12 protein-coding genes are annotated in these 19,176 nt (G+C 40.7%); 2 read left to right on the forward strand and 10 right to left on the reverse strand.

Going from position 1 to position 19,176, the window contains the following annotated elements:
• Positions 1-464: 464 nt before the first annotated feature.
• Positions 465-2,609 carry an ABC transporter permease subunit gene (locus tag SFC47_RS07910; RefSeq protein ID WP_411253728.1) on the reverse strand — a complete coding sequence of 715 codons (2,145 nt, stop codon included), beginning with the start codon at positions 2,607-2,609 and terminating at the stop codon, positions 465-467.
• Positions 2,610-3,081: 472 nt separating this feature from the next.
• Between SFC47_RS07910 and SFC47_RS07915 the strand changes: the two genes are divergently transcribed.
• On the forward strand, positions 3,082-5,175 hold the full coding sequence (locus SFC47_RS07915) for a sensor domain-containing protein (protein ID WP_411253729.1): 2,094 nt from the start codon (positions 3,082-3,084) through the stop codon (positions 5,173-5,175).
• A gap of 29 nt (positions 5,176-5,204) precedes the next feature.
• On the opposite strand, the gene SFC47_RS07920 is transcribed toward SFC47_RS07915, so the two are convergent.
• Both SFC47_RS07920 and SFC47_RS07925 read right to left on the reverse strand, forming a co-directional pair.
• On the reverse strand, positions 5,205-5,675 hold the full coding sequence (locus SFC47_RS07920) for a GNAT family N-acetyltransferase (RefSeq protein ID WP_411253730.1): 471 nt from the start codon (positions 5,673-5,675) through the stop codon (positions 5,205-5,207).
• Positions 5,676-6,195: 520 nt separating this feature from the next.
• The gene (locus tag SFC47_RS07925) at positions 6,196-6,915 is read right to left on the reverse strand and encodes a metallophosphoesterase family protein (protein ID WP_411253731.1); all 720 of its coding nucleotides are present in this window, start codon (positions 6,913-6,915) and stop codon (positions 6,196-6,198) included.
• A gap of 157 nt (positions 6,916-7,072) precedes the next feature.
• On the opposite strand from SFC47_RS07925, the gene purU reads away from it, so the two are divergent.
• Positions 7,073-7,972: a formyltetrahydrofolate deformylase gene (gene purU / locus SFC47_RS07930; protein ID WP_411253732.1), complete on the forward strand. Its 900-nt coding sequence runs from the start codon at positions 7,073-7,075 to the stop codon at positions 7,970-7,972.
• Between the two features lie 50 nt (positions 7,973-8,022).
• On the opposite strand, the gene sleB is transcribed toward purU, so the two are convergent.
• The 7 genes from sleB to SFC47_RS07965 form a co-directional block, all read right to left on the reverse strand.
• Positions 8,023-8,745: a spore cortex-lytic enzyme gene (sleB, locus tag SFC47_RS07935; RefSeq protein WP_411253733.1), complete on the reverse strand. Its 723-nt coding sequence runs from the start codon at positions 8,743-8,745 to the stop codon at positions 8,023-8,025.
• A gap of 379 nt (positions 8,746-9,124) precedes the next feature.
• Positions 9,125-12,859: a S8 family serine peptidase gene (locus SFC47_RS07940; protein ID WP_411253734.1), complete on the reverse strand. Its 3,735-nt coding sequence runs from the start codon at positions 12,857-12,859 to the stop codon at positions 9,125-9,127.
• A 255-nt stretch (positions 12,860-13,114) separates the two neighbouring features.
• Positions 13,115-14,401, reverse strand: a complete 1,287-nt coding sequence (locus tag SFC47_RS07945) for a helix-turn-helix domain-containing protein (RefSeq protein WP_411253735.1) — start codon at positions 14,399-14,401, stop codon at positions 13,115-13,117.
• A gap of 149 nt (positions 14,402-14,550) precedes the next feature.
• Positions 14,551-15,546, reverse strand: coding sequence for an NAD-dependent epimerase (locus SFC47_RS07950; protein WP_411253736.1), 996 nt, complete (start codon positions 15,544-15,546; stop codon positions 14,551-14,553).
• Positions 15,543-17,036: a hypothetical protein gene (locus SFC47_RS07955; protein WP_411253737.1), complete on the reverse strand. Its 1,494-nt coding sequence runs from the start codon at positions 17,034-17,036 to the stop codon at positions 15,543-15,545. Before SFC47_RS07955 ends, SFC47_RS07950 begins: the two co-directional genes overlap by 4 nt.
• Positions 17,036-18,106 (reverse strand): glycosyltransferase, encoded by a 1,071-nt coding sequence (locus tag SFC47_RS07960; protein ID WP_411253738.1) that lies wholly within the window; start codon positions 18,104-18,106, stop codon positions 17,036-17,038. The genes SFC47_RS07955 and SFC47_RS07960 overlap by 1 nt, the downstream gene beginning before the upstream one ends.
• 261 nt (positions 18,107-18,367) lie before the next feature.
• Positions 18,368-18,970, reverse strand: coding sequence for an NADPH-dependent FMN reductase (locus SFC47_RS07965; protein ID WP_411253739.1), 603 nt, complete (start codon positions 18,968-18,970; stop codon positions 18,368-18,370).
• Between the last annotated feature and the right edge of the window lie 206 nt (positions 18,971-19,176).

Genomic DNA, 19,176 nt, shown 5'->3' on the forward strand with positions numbered 1-19,176 from the left:
GCTTATGAAGCCCAAACCTCGCAAATACAAAATGAAATGGGACTCATAAAGCGCTCATGAACCCCAAAACTTACATATACCAGATGAAATGGGACTCATCAAACTGTATTTCGTAAATTGGCATTGTTATTATTCATTGTTGATTTTCGTGCAGGGCATGAGTATTCATAGGCGGAGAATTTCCGTCTATTGTATAGGAGTAAGCTAAAGAGGCGGAAATAAGCGGAGAAATTCAGCTTAACTGCTTTAAATAAGGCAAAATCCAATGATTTTGGTCAAATAAGCGGAAAACCTCCGCCTATACTAAAAGAAATATAGGTATTTCCCAAAATAAACGGAAATTCTCCGCTTATTTTCCATACGAAGTGTCATTCATTTATAACAGAGCCAATAACAATGGATCTACCCCCAATTTAAAAAGATCTCCCAGTACAGAGGTGAAATCTACTGTACTGGGAGATTCTTTAAATACCTCGTTCAATCCCACGTTTGAACCTTGGTTTTAACCCCTTCTCGATCTTCCTTTCAGCCTCAGGTTCATTCCGTTTGTCTATGTTTCCAATCACCTTGAAACTATTCTTGGTAATTTGATAGGTAGGAACTTCACTTGCCTGTTTTACCTTTACTTTGCGTGCTTTTGGAAGCTTATACAACACGCCGACTTTCACTTGCTGCACTTCTTTCACTCCCTGGATAATCAGCTGCATCGCAAAGATCGCGAGCATAAAGGCAGCCAGTATCCACAAGTACCAGTAGCGGCCGGAAGCGATGGTGGTTCTTCCGATTTCACCAATTAATCCTGACCATTCATGGGTTATAGACATTGGCGGATCAGCGCCCATCGGATCAAAGTCAAGTTTTGTCCCGCCAAAGAAAAACTTAAATATCCCCAAATGAATAAAGATTAATAGTACTTGGATAAATTGAGTCCCCAGTAAAATCGTTAATCGGGGACCAATATGCGGGAAAATGTGACGCCAGAACAAATGAAATCTGCTGCCGCCTAAAACACGCGCACTGGCAATAAATTCATAATCTAGAACCCGCTTTATCTCTTTCCCTAATAAAACACTTGTTAACGGAACAACAAGGATGGTTAAGATAAACATCTCGAGTAAAACACGTTCAGTAAAGGTATAGGTAAATTCATAACCAAAACCGGTAAACGCAGGCATTAAGATGGGAGCAAGCAGGATGTACGCAACCATGCTTAATGGCAGAAAATGAATTGAATCGATTAACTTGCCAAGCCAGTGCTGGGTACGCGGTCCTAAGTGGAAAGCATAAATGACCCCAAACAACAGCCCGCCAAGAACCCGTAATAAGGCGATTAACAAAGCAAAGATCAGCGTATACTTCGCGCCAATTACTAATTGATCAAAAAGACTGAATCCTAATTTGTCAGAGCCAAAGAAAAACGGCTTTGTAGGTGCATGCGGCATTGCACTTAGCAGCGTTGCCCCATCTTCTGCGTAATAAAGTCTTACTTGGTCAACATGGTTATCGGTTGTGACAGAATAAAAGATACTGTAACTAATGGTAATAATGAAAAATATGGCACCGAGAGCAAACTTCCAATTTTTCATGTGTCTGCCAAAGGTAAAAAGTACATTAATCATTGGACGAAACGGTGATAATTTTCTTAGGTTAATAGATTGTAGGGAGAAAAGAATATTTTCAAAAAACCTCTTTACTACGCCTATGATATTTCCAATTGCCATTTTGTGCTGCCAAGAACTCCGTCTTGTTTCGTAAGAAAGGGGCTGGTCTTCTTTGAGCCAAAAATCTACTAACTGAAATAGAAAGTAAAAGGGCGAAAAAATAAGACCAAGGGTAACGAAAATGGTGATTGGCTGGAAGTTTCCAAGTAAGAAATAAGTTAGACCATGGACGTTAAATATCCGTTCAATAATAAATTGGCTTGAAAGTGTTCCCCAAATGATAATCTTAATGTGATGAAACGATAGCGGCATGATATTTTTTAAGATATGCCTAATTAAAATATTGAATTTGTCTATCCCTTTACTTTTTACAAAGGTGACATAAACCTTCAAAAACTCTTCCTCTATCATAAGCAGTAAAATCTTAAACATAGAGACAAGCGGTAAGATTGCCAGGGTGACGATGGGGGCAAAATAAGCCTTTTCTTTATAACTGGCCACTTCAAATAAATCTAGTCCAAACGTTTTAAAGATAAGAATAGATAAAACTTGTAATAATGTCGCGAGAATCAAGTCTGGAACCGATTCAAGTATATCGAGCAGTCTTTTCACTGGAGTCAGCACTGCTTTAGGCAAAAAAGCTGACCCTAAAGCTAGAAATAACGCTATCCCAAAACCTGCTAAAAGAGCCCCTAAGAGGATTTGCATGGAATAAATAAATGCCGGTCCCATAATCTCCATCATCGGGGCCCCGCCAGTTTGGGATGTTTCAAATTTATAAATCCATGTTTCTGGTTTGAACAAGTCCTTGCCAAAAGTAATCAATTGTTCAAAATAACCTGGAGTATCAGGGTTTTCTCTAGTGGAAAAATATTGTGGAAAAATACTCACAAAAAATATCGATATTATTCCAAGTATATAGTATGTAATTAATCTAACAAACTTCAAAATCTCCCACCCCATTATCTCCTCAAAATTACTACATTCGCATAATAGCTGCAGTGTCACGTAAAGAAAATTATATTCTAAATATTCCCCCTTTTCAACTTAATTAATCTAGTTCCAGCGTCTGGTCAAGGTGCGTCCACCTTTTTAAAATTTCCAATTATTTCAATCCTTGGGATTTTGACGAAATGGGTTTGAAAAAAGTTACATGGAATTTAAAAAATTTTTAGCATTATAGATAAACAAAATAGATTGTTATTCGACTTCTTAGCGACAAAATATTTTCCAGGAAATGGACCAGTTTCTTTTCCCTGCAGGAACTGAATGTACTTTTAATCAAACGTTTGATTAGTAGTGGGATTCAAAAAAATTGTCTAAGTTTGTTGATATCTATCACAGCAAATTTAATGGATTTAGTATATGGTCACCTTAGTAGTTGTTGTTGATTCTCGTGGTCGTAGAAAGGAGTTTTCTTTTGAGAAATGAGATCAAAAAGCCAGATATAAATACGTATCTTGAAGTCTGTAAGCCCTTACTAAAAGATGTGCCATATCCTTGCTACTTAATGGATTTGGAAGGAAGTATAGTTTTCTCAAATGATACTGTTCAAGAATTAACTGGGTACATGAGCGAGTACCCGTATCAAAGAAATTTTGTTTCAATCCTTGAAGAAGATGAGATTGATAGGACAATTGACCATATTAAAGCTGTACTGAAAGGTGAAAAGCTCACGTTTCAAACGAAGCTAAGACACCGGAACGGTACTGTGATGTTTGTAGATATTCTATCTGTTCCGGTCGAAGTAGATGGCGTGATTCTTGGTATCTGTGGTTATATTACCAATATCGCGAGTGAAAAACGTCATTCTGCCGGTTCAATCCCTAGTCATTGGGATAATATCTTCACGGGCATTGAAATTTGTTTATGGAGCCTGGATGTCAAAACGATGGAGACGATTTCAATCTCGCCAGTATGCCAGACAATCTTTGGCTATCGTGAAGAGGAGTTTCTAGCACATCCCCATTTATGGGAGCAGTTCGTTCTGCCTGCAGATAAAATGGGCGCTTACAAGCATATAGAGCTGGTGAAGAAGGGGAAATCATCTCTGCATGAATACCGTATTGTGACTAAAAGCGGAGAGCAAAAATGGGTGTCTGATTTTATTGTTCCAATTTTCACTGAACACCAGCATCTTCCCATTCGGATTGACAGAATTGTAGTAGATATCACGAAGCGAAAAAGTGCAGAAGAGAAACTTACCTTTTTAGCTTTTCATGATTCCCTGACTGGTCTGCCAAACAGAAGAAAACTGGATCATGAGCTCCATAAAGTGTTAAGTGAAGCAAGGGAAAAGGAAAAAATGGTAGGGGTAATATTCCTGGACCTTGATCGATTCAAATATATTAATGATTCGCTGGGGCATAAAATGGGTGATAAAGTATTACAGGTGATTGCACAGAGGTTAAAGCTAAGTTTAAGAAATGACGATTTAATATCACGCCAAGGCGGAGATGAATTTGTCATCTTGCTTACTAATCTTACCTCAAAAGAAGATCTCCTCGAGACAGCAGCAAGGATTAACGGGATTATTGCAAAGCCAATCAGGCTGCTAGGAAATGAGTATGTCCTAAGTGCAAGTATTGGGATGAGTATTTTTCCGGACCATGGTTATGAGGCAGAAGGATTAATTCAGAAGGCTGACCACGCCATGTATCTTGCAAAGGAAAGCGGTGTGGGAATCCAGCCTTATGAACTGGGAATGTCAACGAGCCTATCGCGAAAACTGCTGCTTGAACAATATCTTCATAAAGCGATTGAAAAGAAGGAATTATACTTGGATTATCAACCTATCGTGGATGTTTACGGAAAAGAAGTGATAGGGTTAGAGGCACTTCTTCGTTGGAATCATCCTGTTTTAGGGGCAATTTCGCCAGGAGAGTTTATTCAAATTGCCGAAGAGTCCGATCTCATCATCAAATTAAGCAACTGGGTATTAGAAACAGCCTGCAGACAGCGTAAGCTATGGGCTGAAAAGAATCTCCCGCCGTTTTATGTTTCGATTAACGTTCCTGCAAGGCAAATCAATCTTGAGTCGTTCCTTGAAAATGTGAAAGATACGCTTGAACGCTATGATTTGCCGTCACATTTACTCAAAATAGAAATTACAGAACGGACGGCAATGACAAATGTCAAGAAAACGTTAACAACGATCAACGAGTTGCAGGATATCGGAGTCGATCTCATTCTTGATGATTTTGGTGTCGGCTATTCTTCGATTAGTTATCTTGTCCAATATCCGTTTAATACTATAAAAATTGATAAATCATTTATTGAAGGATTAGAAAATAAAAATCAGCGGTCTGTATGCCGAACATTGGTAGCAATGGGCAGGAACTTGGGAATGAATGTGGTAGCAGAGGGTGTGGAGGAGCTTAGTCAATATCAATTTCTATGCAGCATTGGCTGCCATAACATGCAGGGTTACTATTTTAGCAGACCCACTAGTGTTAAACATATTGAAACATTATTTACTTCTAAACAACAGGGACTGCAGGGTAAATTTCAATAGGCGGAAGACAAATTTGTCTTCGGCCATTTTTATTTCTTTACCATAATGATAAAGTCGACAGCGCCTCTACTAAACTTCATCTTTTTAACAAAGCCGAGTTTCGTATAGAGGGTGATCGCTCTTTGATTAAATGCAGCAACTGTTAATCTGAGAGACTCAACCTTATAGGTTTCAAGAATATAGGAAAGGATGAATGAGAAGAATTCCGCACCGAAACCTTGACCTGTTAAAGAAGGGTTCATACCAACTCCAATATCACTTAAATCCTCCGTATAAGCACCCTGTGTTCGGCCGAATGGAACTTGAGCTGCACTGCCTATACAAAAGAAGCCGATGAGGGTTTCGTCGGTATCAAGCACTGCATAATAAGGGTTTTCTAGTAACTCGTTAAGAGATTCAGAGCTTTCTTCGTTATTATAAAAATCATAGGGTGGTTCATATTTCCATGAAAGAATCTGTTTCGCGTATTCCTCAGTCATCTTTTTTACAAATAACTGCATGACAATACTCCCTTTCTTAAAAAAAAACCGCCGCCTTTAAAGTCTGCGGCGATAATTTTCCAGCATTGCTTCGGTCATTATGGACCCTCTATAGCTACCCTACTTAGTTTTCCAGCATTGCTTCGGTCACTATGGACCCTCTATAGGTACCCTACTTAGTTTTCCAGCATTGCTTCGGTCACTATAGATCCTCTATAGCTACCCTACTTAGTTTTCCAGCATTGCTTCGGTCACTATGGACCCTCTATAGCTACCCTACTTAGTTTTCCAGCATTGCTTTGGTCACTATGGACCCTCTATAGCTACCCTACTTAGTTTTCCAGCATTGCTTCGGTCACTATGGACCCTCTATAGCTACCCTACTCATTTTTCCAGCATTGCTTCGGTCACTATGGATCCTCTATAGGTACCCTACTTAGTTTTCCAGCATTGCTTCGGTCACTATGGATCCTCTATAGGTACCCTACTTAGTTTTCCAGCATTGCTTCGGTCACTATGGACCCTCTATAGGTATTTTATTTTATATTCTTGCCGTCCGTATGACGTTACTCATCATTTCTGCATTTGGATAGTTGACTTCATGATAGAGTGCCGCAGCGCGTTCTATTTCATAGCTTACTCTTCTGATGGACGTCTTCAAATGGCCATCTTCGATTTCTACCAATCCGTAAGATGCCTTAGCCAAACCATCGAATGGCAGCCCCACACTGCCGATATTCATGATGACCTTGCCACTTAAGAAACGAATATATGGCTTGTGGATATGAGCATAAACATAAACCTGTGCATCATGTGCCTTCATCAACCTGTTTTCGATATGGCTGTCGTCGGCGTTTGGCAGCACGATATCAAATAAATTTTCAGGTGTAGCATGAAAGGCAGAAATTTGAACATCCTTAATTGTTACATTTAATTGAGCGGGTAAGCTGTTCAAATAATCGATATCTGAGGGTTCAAGCTGTTCCACAATCCATTGACGTTCAGTATTCATCAGTTCCAACGCTTTGTCAGGAACTTCACCTTTCCTTACGCCGCGCACTACCCATTCATCGGCATTTCCTTTTATCACTTCGGTATGTAAAGAACGGACGATGTCTAAAGAGCGTTTAGGCTCTGGTCCACGATAACTGATGTCACCAAGGACATAGATTTTATCAATTCCTTGTGTATTTATATCCTCGAGGACGGCATCTAGAGCAATGGCATTCCCGTGTATGTCAGAAATGAAAGCTATTTTCATATCACAGCAAACCTCCTTTTACAAAAATTCTACCATTATTTTCTTGTAAAATAAAAATGGAAGGAAGGAAAAATTAGAATTTTCAAGAAAAACTTCGCTAAAATCAGCTGACTGCTGTATAATCTTTTCTATTAATATTTAGAGAGGGTACAAAAAAATGAACACATATATAAAGGACCAAATTGACTTATTTCAAAAAGAAAATAGAAACCGCGGACGTTTACTTGTCAGCTGTCCGGACCAGCCAGGGATCGTTTCAGCCATCTCGCAATTTTTATTTTCCTATCAGGCGAATATTATTGAATCAAGCCAGTATTCTACGAATCCTGAAGGCGGAGTATTTTTTATCCGAATTGAATTTGAATGCCCAGGTCTAAAGGAAAAGGCGAGGGAGATGGAGGAGAATTTTGCTGGTATCGCTGAAACCTTTTCGATGGAATGGAATTTAACGCATGTCTATCATGTGAAAAAAGCAGCAATCTTTGTGTCTAAAGAGCTTCACTGTTTGCTTGAATTGTTATGGGAATGGCAAAGCGGTGATTTAATGGCAGATATCGCTCTTGTAATCAGTAACCATGAGGATGCAAGGGGAGCGGTAGAAGGATTAAATATTCCGTTTTACTACATTCCAGCAAATAAGGATATACGCAAAGAGGTGGAAGCACAGCAGCTGCAGCTGTTAAAAGAGTATGATATTGATTTAGTAATCTTGGCACGTTATATGCAAATTTTAACGCCGGATTTTGTTGCCGCTAATCCAAACAAAATCATTAATATTCATCATTCCTTTTTACCTGCGTTTATTGGAGCTCGACCTTACGAGCGTGCCCATGCCCGCGGTGTAAAGTTAATTGGAGCGACCTCCCATTATGTGACCAACGACCTTGATGAAGGACCGATTATCGAGCAGGATATCGCCCGCGTAGATCACCATGATGATGTGGACAATCTTAAAAAAATTGGCCGCAGAGTGGAGAGAAGCGTATTGGCACGGGCAGTAAGATGGCATATCGAAGACCGAATTATTGTTCATCAAAACAAGACGATTGTTTTTTAAAAAAAAGAAGCTGACTAGGCGGAAAAAGGACTCCGCCTGAGCCAGCTTTTTTATTTACAAAAAATATGTTTCCCAATTTTCTTAATCTGCGGCCTGCTCCAGATCCAGCTGCTTGTTGCGGTATCGGGATTAAAATAATAAATGGCATTCCCGGTAGGGTCCCAGCCATTTATGGCATCCAACACTGCTTTTTTTGCGGTTTCGTTTGGCGTTAGATTGATTTGTCCATCGGCAACAGCCGTAAAGGCACCAGGTTCATAGATGACGCCTCCGATTGTATTAGGAAAAGAGGCGCTTTGCACTCGATTCAGAATAACGGCAGCTACCGCAACTTGACCGATATACGGTTCCCCGCGGGCTTCTCCATATACAGCGTTTGCCATCAGCTGAATATCGTTTTGGCTGTAGCCGTTTGGAACATTGGCGCTGCTGCTGCCGCCTGTATTCCCTTGTTTTTCATATTTGGTGGCTTTCACCAGCATTGCCTTTGTTTTCGCTCCGACAATTCCATCCACAGGAAGACCGAACTTATCCTGAAAGTTTCGAACTGCCCAGTAAGTATTCCAGCCAAACACACCGTCAATCTTACTCTTATAAAAGCCATTATACGTAAGGCGCGATTGCAGCTCAATCACATCTTCACCGGAAGAGCCCTGCTGGAGAACCTGGTTAGAAAACGCATGGATTTCTTTCCCTTGGTCGCTATCTGCAAAAAATGTAACAGTTAGAAAAATAAGAATCAGTGGAATCTTAAACCAAACTTTCCTCTGCAATGTTCATCCTCCTAACCTTTTACTGAGTTAGTTATATCCTTCCATATTTTTTGTCTTTTACTCATAAAACTTGTTCCTCTCAGTAACCGGGGATCCGGCAATAGTAAAATAAGCGGAGCTATTCCGGTTAACTCCAGAATGACGCTCGTTTCGGGGTTTATAAGCGGAGGTTTTCCGTTTATTCAAAAAAAAATCTCCAGTTATTACGTTTTTAGAGTTAATAGGCGGAATCTCTCCTTCTATTTAGGCTAATATACGATGGTATTTACTAAATAGGCGGAATTTCTCCGTCTATTCATCATCGGGGCTGCTTAACCACATCTAAACAAAAAAAGACGTATGTAATTCATACGTCAATTCTTGTATCATTTTTTCGTGCTTACCTTAATCCATATGCTTTTATTATTTCTTGCTTAATACGATTACCTTTGTCATCCCAGGCACTTGCACGGAGGGAGACACTGTTACCAGGTTTGTTTGGATGCTTAATCTTTGTTGTCCAGCCATTGCCGTCTGCAGTAAGAGCTGCCTTTTCCCACGTCTTGCCTTCATCAAAGGAAATTTCTAATTCCGCACCTTTAACGACCCCGTTTCCTTTTGCATCCGGAATTTGATGCACAGACAAGCCAAGCTGAGTTGATTTACCTGCAATGGCATCACCGTTCATGTCGGTATCGATTTTATAATCTAGTGAAAGAAGCGGCAATGAAGAGCGGAATTCATCTTCTTTTTTAGACCAAAATTCCCACTCAGTATGGGTACGAACAGAGGTATCCCAACGTTCAGGACTTCGGGAAGCGTCCGTTACGATTCGATACTTCGTGTTATCCTCTGGCTGCTCGTCAAAAGAGTAAATTGCCTGCCCATTTCCTTTTTTCACGAGCGTATCTCCTCGATAAAGCTCTATCGTTTGCTCCCCAGGATAATTCATGTCTGCTCCTGTGTGTCCATTACCTGAATCCGCCCAGGCAGGAATATTAATAATCATGTAGTTGCGGTCACGGTAAGGTGCCCAGAATCCATCGCCAAGACGCGGACGGACAACTGGTGAAAACCATTCTTCCGCAAACTTTTGACCAGGCTTGTACATCACTTTTGGCTGACGTACTTCCCATTGTGCGTCATACACACCAGCCTGATGGTACCAAGATGTTCCCTCTTGGGCGGATACCCATTCGGTACGGGCAGATGGAAGTGACAACTGCTGTAAGAACCCAGTTCCTGCGAAACTGTGAGGCAGAAGATCATAGCGGAACTCCGCACCTAATGCATTTTGATCAGATTTATATTCTGAATCAATTTTTACCAGATCCTTTGTTTTTGGAGCATAGGTTAAATCCTGTGGAATTGCTCCGTGATGCATATCAACAAGGTCATAAATGAATTCACTGTCAGGATTCCCTTTTATGTTTAATGTCAATTTTCCTGTCTTTGCTGCATCCACGAGCTTTTTACCCTCTGTACCGCTTACGCCAGCTACTGATAATGGAGAATCGGAGAGTGAGAAATCCGGATTTTCAATTCCAACCCATTCACTGAGCTCTTGGTGCTGATCATTTACCATTATCAAAAACTTTGCTCCAGCCTCCAATGCTGCAGCAGCACGTGCCTGACCTGAGACTTCATCACTGCGCTCCACGACAACGGCTTTACCTTTCACATCAAGACCAGCATAATCTTCCGGCGCACCCTTTCCTGCATAGACGGCCGCTAAATTGTGAATACCTTTTAGTAGCGTACTTCCTGCCTGAGGGATATCATCCAGCTCTTTGCCTTGGAACTTGATAGTCAGCATTGGTTCCGCCAGGCGCCAGCGTGTTGCCAGGGTGAATTCCCCTTTTTCCACTTTTTCTGTAGGCTGTGCGTACATTTTATCCACCCATACCGGCATAACGTAGATATCATTCATACTTGCTTCGCCGGTATTACGGTAATATTCAAGTTTTCTGTAATTTGCTTCTGTTTTATTTGGAACGTTTACTTGAATTTCTTTTGCCTTGCGAGCATCCAGTTCAACGGTTTGTGGACCGTTCAGGTTAATTTCTGGATCACCAACAAGTGCCACACCCCTATGGTCTGTATCACTATCAACATCCATCATACTCATAACAGAATAGGTGCCTGGCACCAATCTCAGTTCCCTTGTCCCGTCTACTGCCAAAAACTCTGGAACGCCACTCGGACCAACGAGATTAAAGTAGGCAAGGGCAGGTGAGCCATTACGGTCGGTTGCATTGATGGTAAGTGGATATTTCTCTTCTTCCTTTATCATGGCCAAAGCGGTATGGACTACAGTGTCACCATTCATAGCGGCTGAAATGTGACCTTGATAACGAGCACCCATTGCAGCAAGCATTGGATCTAGTGTCACTTTCACTTCAGCATTGCTGTTAGGCGGCACCGTCACTTTATCTGATGAAAGTGTGATCATTCCTGAAGGCGCTGTTTTACCATTGCTGTCTGAAACGGAAGCAGTTAGGTCCAGTGTCACTTCGGAATCACCGTCATTAGTGTACGTAATGGTCTTCTCTACAGGACTATCGTCTTCATGCGGCCAATCAAAGAATCCGAAATCGAGTGAACCTGTTGCACGTACTTTACCAAAGACAGCAGCGGCAACGTCAAGACGGCCCGTCCCGCCTTCAAATGGCTTAATATAATCTAGCTTCTTTGTGGTACTCATTAGGGCATCTTTCAGCTCTTGGCCAGTCCAATCAGGATGACGCTGTGCTAGAATGGCAGCAGCACCAGCAACATGTGGGGAGGCCATAGATGTTCCATCCATTGTCATATAAGGACCGCTGCCATCGCTATATTGAGAGCGGGCAGCTAGAATTCCTACACCAGGTGCGGTTAGGTCAGGTTTTAGTCCCGAAGTTCCATTTTGTGGTCCCTTGGAGGAGAACCAAGCAAGCTGATCAGTTTTGTCAACCGCACCAACTGTTAGTGCTGAAGTTGCTGACCCCGGTGAATTAATTCCTTCCATCCCCGTATTTCCTGCAGCAATGACAAACAGAGCACCTGTCTCTTCGGTTAAGTTATTAACAGCTTGAGCCATTGGATCTGTTCCATCGCTAGGTTCATTGCTGCCGATACTCATATTTACGATTTTGGCATTTTCTGCAGCCCATTCCATGCCATCAATAATCCAAGAATCATGGCCAAATCCATCATTACCGAGGACTTTTCCAACCAGCAGGTCTGCACCCGGAGCAACCCCTTTATTTTTTCCTTCAGAAGCTGTGCCTGTTCCAAGCACTGTCGAAGCGACATGGGTACCATGAGCATGAACGTCACGCACATCTTCGTTTGGAACAAAGCTTTTTGAATCAACCAATTGACTAGCGATATCTGGATGTTCTGGATCAATTCCTGTATCAAGCACAGCTACCTTTACGCCGCTGCCATCGTAATCGGAATCCCAAGCTGCTGGTGCCCCAATCTGAGGGACACTTTGTTCAAGTGTCGCTTCTACACGGCCATCCAGCCAGATTTTTTCAATTCCTGGTGCTAAGGTTGATCTTGAATTTTTGGAGGTCTGCTGATTTTTCGTAATGTCTTTCCAAAAATTACTCGCTTCCTTCTTATTGGCAGTTAGGGCAACCCCATTTATACTCTCCAGCACATGGGTCTTTTTAGCGCCTTTGGGTGTTGGCAGCACACCTGAACGAGCTTTCGATTCTGAATATTGTACGATAACAGGTAAAGTCTTTTGTGCTGCGTCATCATATCCATCTTCAATGAGTGCCGTAACATTAAATAAATCCTGATCCAAAAAGCCAGAAGCTAAATAAGGCATGGCTTGATCAGGGATGACATATGTATTTTTATCCACAGTAAGAATTCGTGCACCGCCGCCAGCTGTGGATGGTTCCACGTTAATTACACTTTGTCCGCCGCTGAGCTCTGTCACTGTAACAACATCACCAGTGATGAGTGTAATCACATGCTTTCCTGTACTTGCTTTTGCATTGATTCCCTGCAGATTCGTAACGGCTGCTTTACTGCCATTTAAGCTGCTTGAATTGTTTGCAAGCGCTTCCAAAGAAGGGACCGCTAAAAGAGCTGTTGTCATCATCATGGCATAATACTTTTTATACTTTTGCTTGCCCATTATTCACATTCTCCTTTTCTAGTAAAAATAATTATGAAACTACCTTTTACTATAGTAGGGTTTGAATAGTCTGTTAATTGGGACAATTAAGCTGGATAGAGCTTCAGATTTGGTTTCTTTTTAAGGAGAAGGGAGGCATATAGGTGAGAATATACTGGTTTTCCTTCGTTTTTTATTTGGGACAATTTGATAAATTCGACAAAAAGGGACAATCGCTGCACACGATTGTCCCTGTATATCTACTATTCTCGTTTTCTATCGAACTGCTGTTTTTTTTAGGTCAACAGGTGAGCCAATATTCGTTAGAAGGTTCTTTAGATACTGATTGCAGATATGAAGATAGTGGTTGGCAGAAGCATAGTCCTGTTTATCTTCATAATAAGATGCAACCATCTGTAGATATTTCATTCCTCTATCGATATTCATATGATGTTCGATAATGGGAAGTCCATGTTTAATGATATATTGAATCAGTATTTTCTTGGCATTAGCTGCTTCAAGATATAGGATTTTTAATTCAATATAGCGCGGCGATTTTTGTTCTTGAAAGGAAGCTAACACCTTAGATAACAGCTCAGCAGCCTTTTCATGCTGTGAAAAAGAAATAAGTGCCTCGGCTAGATAGGATATCGTAATATAATAGGATGCTGAATTCTTCTCTTTGTATTGAAGAGCCTGTGAATAATAATCCAGCGATTTTTCAAAATCTCCTTGTCGGTAATATAAAAATCCAAGGTTATGTAATGAAAGGGCCTTTGTATCGGTATCCTGCAACATTTCTGCATCACTTAAAGTATGTCCAAGAAGCTCTTTCCCTTTATCAAATTCTCCAATATAGATGAAATTAACGGCAAGAATCATTTTGACATGGACCATTCTTAATAAATTGTTATTTTGCTGAAAAATATGCAAGGCTTTATACGCATAATGGATTGATAAAGAATAATGACATAAGTGTCCGTGCAGTGCTGACCGAAAAAAGTAATACTCAGATACCCTAGACTGAAACTGCTCTGCTTGTTCTTCGATCTTAGTCAGGAAAAGGAGTGCCTGGGAAAATTGTTCCTTTTTTCCATAATAAATAGCCTGCAGCAAATCCCACACATAGGCCTCAAAAGGAGAAAATTTTGAGAGATATTTATGAATCCCTTGAGAGGATTTTTCAAATGCTGAAAAGTCTTCCCGGAGCAGATAATAGCGCAGCATATATAATTCATAGAGATAAATCATGTCAGTACAATGGATATATTCCTTGCTCTCCTGCAGCTCTTTAAATAGATGAGCTGCTTTTTCCTGGTGGAGCCGCTCCATAGTCTCATAAAATACATCCAGCTTCTGTTTTACTAACACGCTTTTTTTGTTTTCTTCCTCGATGGAAATATTTAATCTTTCGCACAGCAGCTGGAGTGTTTTTGGATTCGCATCTTTTACATTATTTTCAATTTTACTTAAGTGGGTCACTGAACAAATGCCCTGGCAAAGCTGCTCTTGTGTCTTGTTTTGCCTTCTTCGATGATAATAAATCACTTTTCCAATAGACATACTACCAACCTGCTCTCATGTAAAAATGAATGTATTCCTAATGATAGTATACTGGATGGAAAGCAGCAGTTCTCGCTGTTTTACTAGTTATATAGTATGATTTTTCATGAAAAATCCCCCCTCAAATTTAGGCAGAGGGGGGAGGATTGTTATGAATGATATTTCTTATACCAATCTACGAAATATCCTAGTCCTATTTCTAATGGAGTAGCAGGGGAGAATCCGGCTGCTTCTTGCAGGTCGCTAATATCTGCATAGGTTTCTTTCACATCTCCAGGCTGCATCGGGAGAAATTCGATGATGGCCTTTTTGCCGATTAACTTCTCTAATTTGTTGATAAAATCCATTAACCTGACTGGACGGTTATTGCCAATATTATAGATTTTGTAGGGAGCATGACTTGTGCTGGGGTCGAGGTTTCGGTTTGAATCGGGTATAGGCGGATGATCAAGTAATTTGACAATTCCTTCGACAATATCATCGATATACGTGAAGTCTCTAAGCATGTCGCCATTATTATATACCTGAATAGGATTCTCTTCAATAATGTCCTTCGTAAAAGAGTAATAGGCCATGTCCGGTCGGCCCCAAGGTCCATACACGGTAAAAAAACGAAGACCAGTAGTCGGGATATTAAATAAATGACTGTAGGTGTGAGCCATTAATTCATTTGCTTTTTTTGTTGCGGCGTAGATACTAACAGGGTGATCGACAGAGTCTTGGGTAGAGAAGGGCGTTTTGGTATTGGCGCCATAGACCGAACTAGACGATGCGTAAAGCAAGTGCTTCACTTGATAATTTCTGCATGCCTCTAATATATTGACGAATCCCACTAAATTAGAATGAACATAGGAATGAGGATGGGAGATACTGTAACGGACACCTGCCTGAGCAGCTAAATTGATGACAATAGGGATGGAATGATCCTCAAATATTTGATTTAGAGAGGGTTGGTCTGCTAAGTCTACTTGATAAAATGTAAAATGGTCATGATTCTCTAATTGCTTCAGCCGCTCTTTTTTTAAAGTGACATCATAATAATCATTAAGGTTGTCCACACCGATAACATGATAATTTTCAAGCAATAAACGTTGAGAGAGATGGAACCCAATAAAGCCAGCTGCACCTGTTACGACGATCTTCATTTTTTACCCGATCCTTTTTTACGATCATTCTCCTTCTTTTTATCCTTGTTATCTCTTTTTCCGCCATGCTCTCGCTGCTTATTGCTGTCCTTATCCCGGTCATGCCCTTTTTTATGGTCACGTTCCTTATCTTGGTCCTTGCCCTTTTTATGGTCATGGTCTTTGCCCTTTTTATGATCACGGTCTTTGTCACGGTCTTTGCCCTTTTTACCGCCATGGTCATTTTTACGGTCATGCCCTTTCTTGTGATCGCGGTCTTTTTTACCGCCTTTGTATTTTTTCCCTGGGAGCACTGTAGGGATGTCCTTTATTTCCATTTGTACTTCCTCTTCTGTGAGAGGGATTGGTGTTTTTGTCCACTCAGCATGTGTGGCAGGATCAAGGATCTTAACCTGTTCAAGGAAAGCGTCAAGGAAACCTCTTTCGTGCATGTTTTGGAAAAGCTCTAGCGGCCGTTCTTGCAGACGAGAGAATGAATACACATGGTCGACCATTTTGAAGCCGGAATTGGTGACGAAAACATGTCGTAATGGAGCGTCAATTTGTTTAAATCCAGCCTGTTTTTGGGATGTTAGGATGTCTAGTAAAAGTTTTGTAACGACCAATGGAAGCGTTAATTGTTTTTTTAGAAAGGTGTTTAAATCTGGTCCCACTAAATACTCCATGACAACGTAATTATCCCCTGATTCATAAACTTGTGGGATAAAGGACAGGTCTTGATTGGCTAGGAGAATGGTCTTTTCCATTTCGCAATGTTCTGGCTTTCCATAGATTTTCACACATTTGTCTTCAGCTATACGATAGACTGCACCTTGATGGCCTGCTCCAATTAATGTCTGCGAAATGGCGCTGTCGACTTTTACTCCTTCACCATCTCCTCCCGAGTAAACGGGGATATTCCGATAATCTAGTTTGTTTTCATTAAAATACTGCTGCCATAGTTCATATGTTTCTGGTTCCATCTTTCTAACCAAGGATAGAAAGGATTCTTTTAGCAGCATCATATTTAAATCTCTCAATAATTTTAGTGGTACAGGATGAATTCGTTTGAAGGCATTTACGTGGTCAATTACTTTTAGTTCTTCATTTTTAAGGACAAAGATGTGTCTAAGCGGAGCATCTACCATCGTGAACTGTGCCTTTTTCATTTCATTTAAAATATAAAGAAGTTTTCTCGTGATTGATTCCGGAATATAGGTGCAATTCCTTAGATATTCCTTTAATGTTGGCGCGTTAAAGTATTCCATGACGATATAGTTTTCACCATGGCCGTATAAACGCGGAAAAAATGATAAGTGCTGTCCAGCTTGTAGTGCTTCTAATTCCATTTGGGCTTGAAGAGTATTACTGTAAATTTTTACACAGCGATCTTCCGATAATTTAAAGACCGCTCCTTGAGCGCCCATTCCAATTAACGGGTAGTTAGTGGGGTTGTCGATTAGCAGCGTTTTTGGACCTTTTGTTACTTTTATTAATCTGAAATCTTCCATCAGGATCCCCCTAACAGTTCATCATAGTATTTGGCTTGTAAGAGAAGCTGCTTATTCTGGTCGAAGTTTTGTTCTACATTTTGACGCGCATGAAGAGAATAATTTTTCCACAGGTGTCTATTTAAAAGCATAAATTCTAATGCTTGGGCAAGATGATCGACATCGTTTTCTCGGACTAATACTCCATCTTTGTTATTGGTGATAATCTCTGGAATGCCAGCGTGAGTCGTTGCCAGAACAGGAATGCCGGTTGCCATTGCTTCTTTTATCGTATTTGGAATTCCTTCTACGTCCCCATTTGAAGCCGTTAAGCTTGGGGCACAGAATAGGTCGGCTTGTCCCATTAACTCTGGTACTTGACTTTTTGGTACACGATTTAAGAGACGGAAGTAGGGACCTAAATTTAACTGTGTGGCAAGCGATTTAATATATCCTTCCAGCTCACCGCCGCCGATAATCGTAAGGGTAGCTTTTGGAAATTTTGATTTAATCTTTTTAAAGGCCTGCATCAGGATGTGATGGCCTTTCTTTTCTACTAATCTTCCAATCGAAACAATGTTCTGAGATCCTTGAAGATTAGGACCCTTATATGGGAACAGGTCTAGGTCGACGCCTCCATAAAGAACTCTGATTTTATCAGCAGGACATCCCCAGAGATTGATTCGTTGGGCTAAATGCTGACATACCGGCAGAAAGCGCTCTCCTTGTTCAAAAAGCATTTTCATGCCATCTAAATAACCAACAGGCTGGTTGGCAAGGGTAGCATCTCTGCCCCGGATACTCGTTACGAGCGGGAGGGAGGTTTCTTCCTTAAATGGAAGAAGTAACAGCCCTAACTGGGCATGGTGTGCGTGTATAAGTGATACCTTATTTTTTTCAACATATTCTTGTGGTGAAAAAATCTCACTTAGGTAGTGAACCTTGTCATTAAGCAGCGGCAGATTGATCATATACTTTGGCTGCCTGACCAAGTGGATATAATCATATCCAGGAACTTCCCGAATCTGGGGAATATATTGGGTTGGGTCGACTCTGAGATTCAGGTGGATAACTTTTGGCAATTTGTTCATTCTCCTTTCAAAAGTAACTAACAACTCTCTAAAAATAAGGTATGCAAAGGATTGATGGAGGCTTGGACAAATTGGAAAAAACACAAAAAGCGCCACAGTCAATAACGACTGTGACGCTTTTATTCTGCATGGGATTGTCCAGCTCCAGTGCCTAGGGGATCGGGGTCATAAGCCAAGCCGTCAAGAAGGTAAAGAACAACCTTCTCGCCCGCTCGTCTTATGCCCGTCGTCCCTGTGCAAGGCACTTCCGCTTTTCGTTTTTTAACGCAATGTCTTTAAAGCTCCGCTCCATGCGATAACTTCGTCAAGCATTGCTGTCATGTTTGTTTGGTGCAGGTCTTGCGGCTTGAATACAGATCCATTTTCAAAGTCTGTGAATAAAGATAATGTTGGATGTGTGCGAACGTCAGCCACTTTTACTTCTCCAAGAATTCCGCGTAAATGTTCAGCTGCACGAGCTCCGCCAGTTGAACCGTAGCTTACGATACCAGCAGCTTTGTTGTACCAAGCTTCACGTGCGAAATCAATGGCATTCTTTAATGCGCCAGTAATGCTGTGGTTGTATTCTTGAACAACAAATACGAAACCATCTAAACTAGCAAGTTTTTCATTCCAAAGAGCGATTCCTGGTTCAGTTCCATCAGTTGTTCCTAAGAACGGAAGGTTGTAATCTGAGATGTCTACGATTTCGTAATCTGCATCTCCGCGCTGATCCGCGATACCTTTTACCCATTCTCCTACTTGCGGGCTGACACGTCCTTGACGTGTGCTTCCTAAGATAATACCTATTTTTAATTTTGGATTTGTCATTGTTGTTTCTTCCTCCTTCGTTGTTGTACCGAATAATTTGCTAAAAAAACTCATGCTGTTCACCCCTTGATGTGATTTTTATCTATTTAGGATTTTCGGTTTCATTTGTTTTGAATTAAAATATACTCAAATAAAATATTTTTAATTCGAGATAAATATAATACAGATTTATCTCAAAGTCAAGATATTAAACCTTTACTTTTTTTTATTACATTAGAGATAATTCTTTTGTCCTATTTAATATGTGCTAAGATTCTAAA

The sequence above is a fragment of the Neobacillus niacini genome (assembly GCF_046591715.1).
Taxonomy (GTDB): Bacteria; Bacillota; Bacilli; order Bacillales; family Cytobacillaceae; genus Neobacillus; species Neobacillus niacini_L.

Coding starts and splice junctions, on each gene's coding strand:
- SFC47_RS07965 (WP_411253739.1), bottom strand. CDS start 18,970: ATGAGTTTTTTTAGCAAATTATTCGGTACAACAACGAAGGAGGAAGAA.
- SFC47_RS07955 (WP_411253737.1), bottom strand. CDS start 17,036: ATGGAAGATTTCAGATTAATAAAAGTAACAAAAGGTCCAAAAACGCTG.
- SFC47_RS07960 (WP_411253738.1), bottom strand. CDS start 18,106: ATGAACAAATTGCCAAAAGTTATCCACCTGAATCTCAGAGTCGACCCA.
- purU (WP_411253732.1), top strand. CDS start 7,073: ATGAACACATATATAAAGGACCAAATTGACTTATTTCAAAAAGAAAAT.
- SFC47_RS07925 (WP_411253731.1), bottom strand. CDS start 6,915: ATGAAAATAGCTTTCATTTCTGACATACACGGGAATGCCATTGCTCTA.
- SFC47_RS07940 (WP_411253734.1), bottom strand. CDS start 12,859: ATGGGCAAGCAAAAGTATAAAAAGTATTATGCCATGATGATGACAACA.
- SFC47_RS07950 (WP_411253736.1), bottom strand. CDS start 15,546: ATGAAGATCGTCGTAACAGGTGCAGCTGGCTTTATTGGGTTCCATCTC.
- SFC47_RS07920 (WP_411253730.1), bottom strand. CDS start 5,675: ATGCAGTTATTTGTAAAAAAGATGACTGAGGAATACGCGAAACAGATT.
- SFC47_RS07945 (WP_411253735.1), bottom strand. CDS start 14,401: ATGTCTATTGGAAAAGTGATTTATTATCATCGAAGAAGGCAAAACAAG.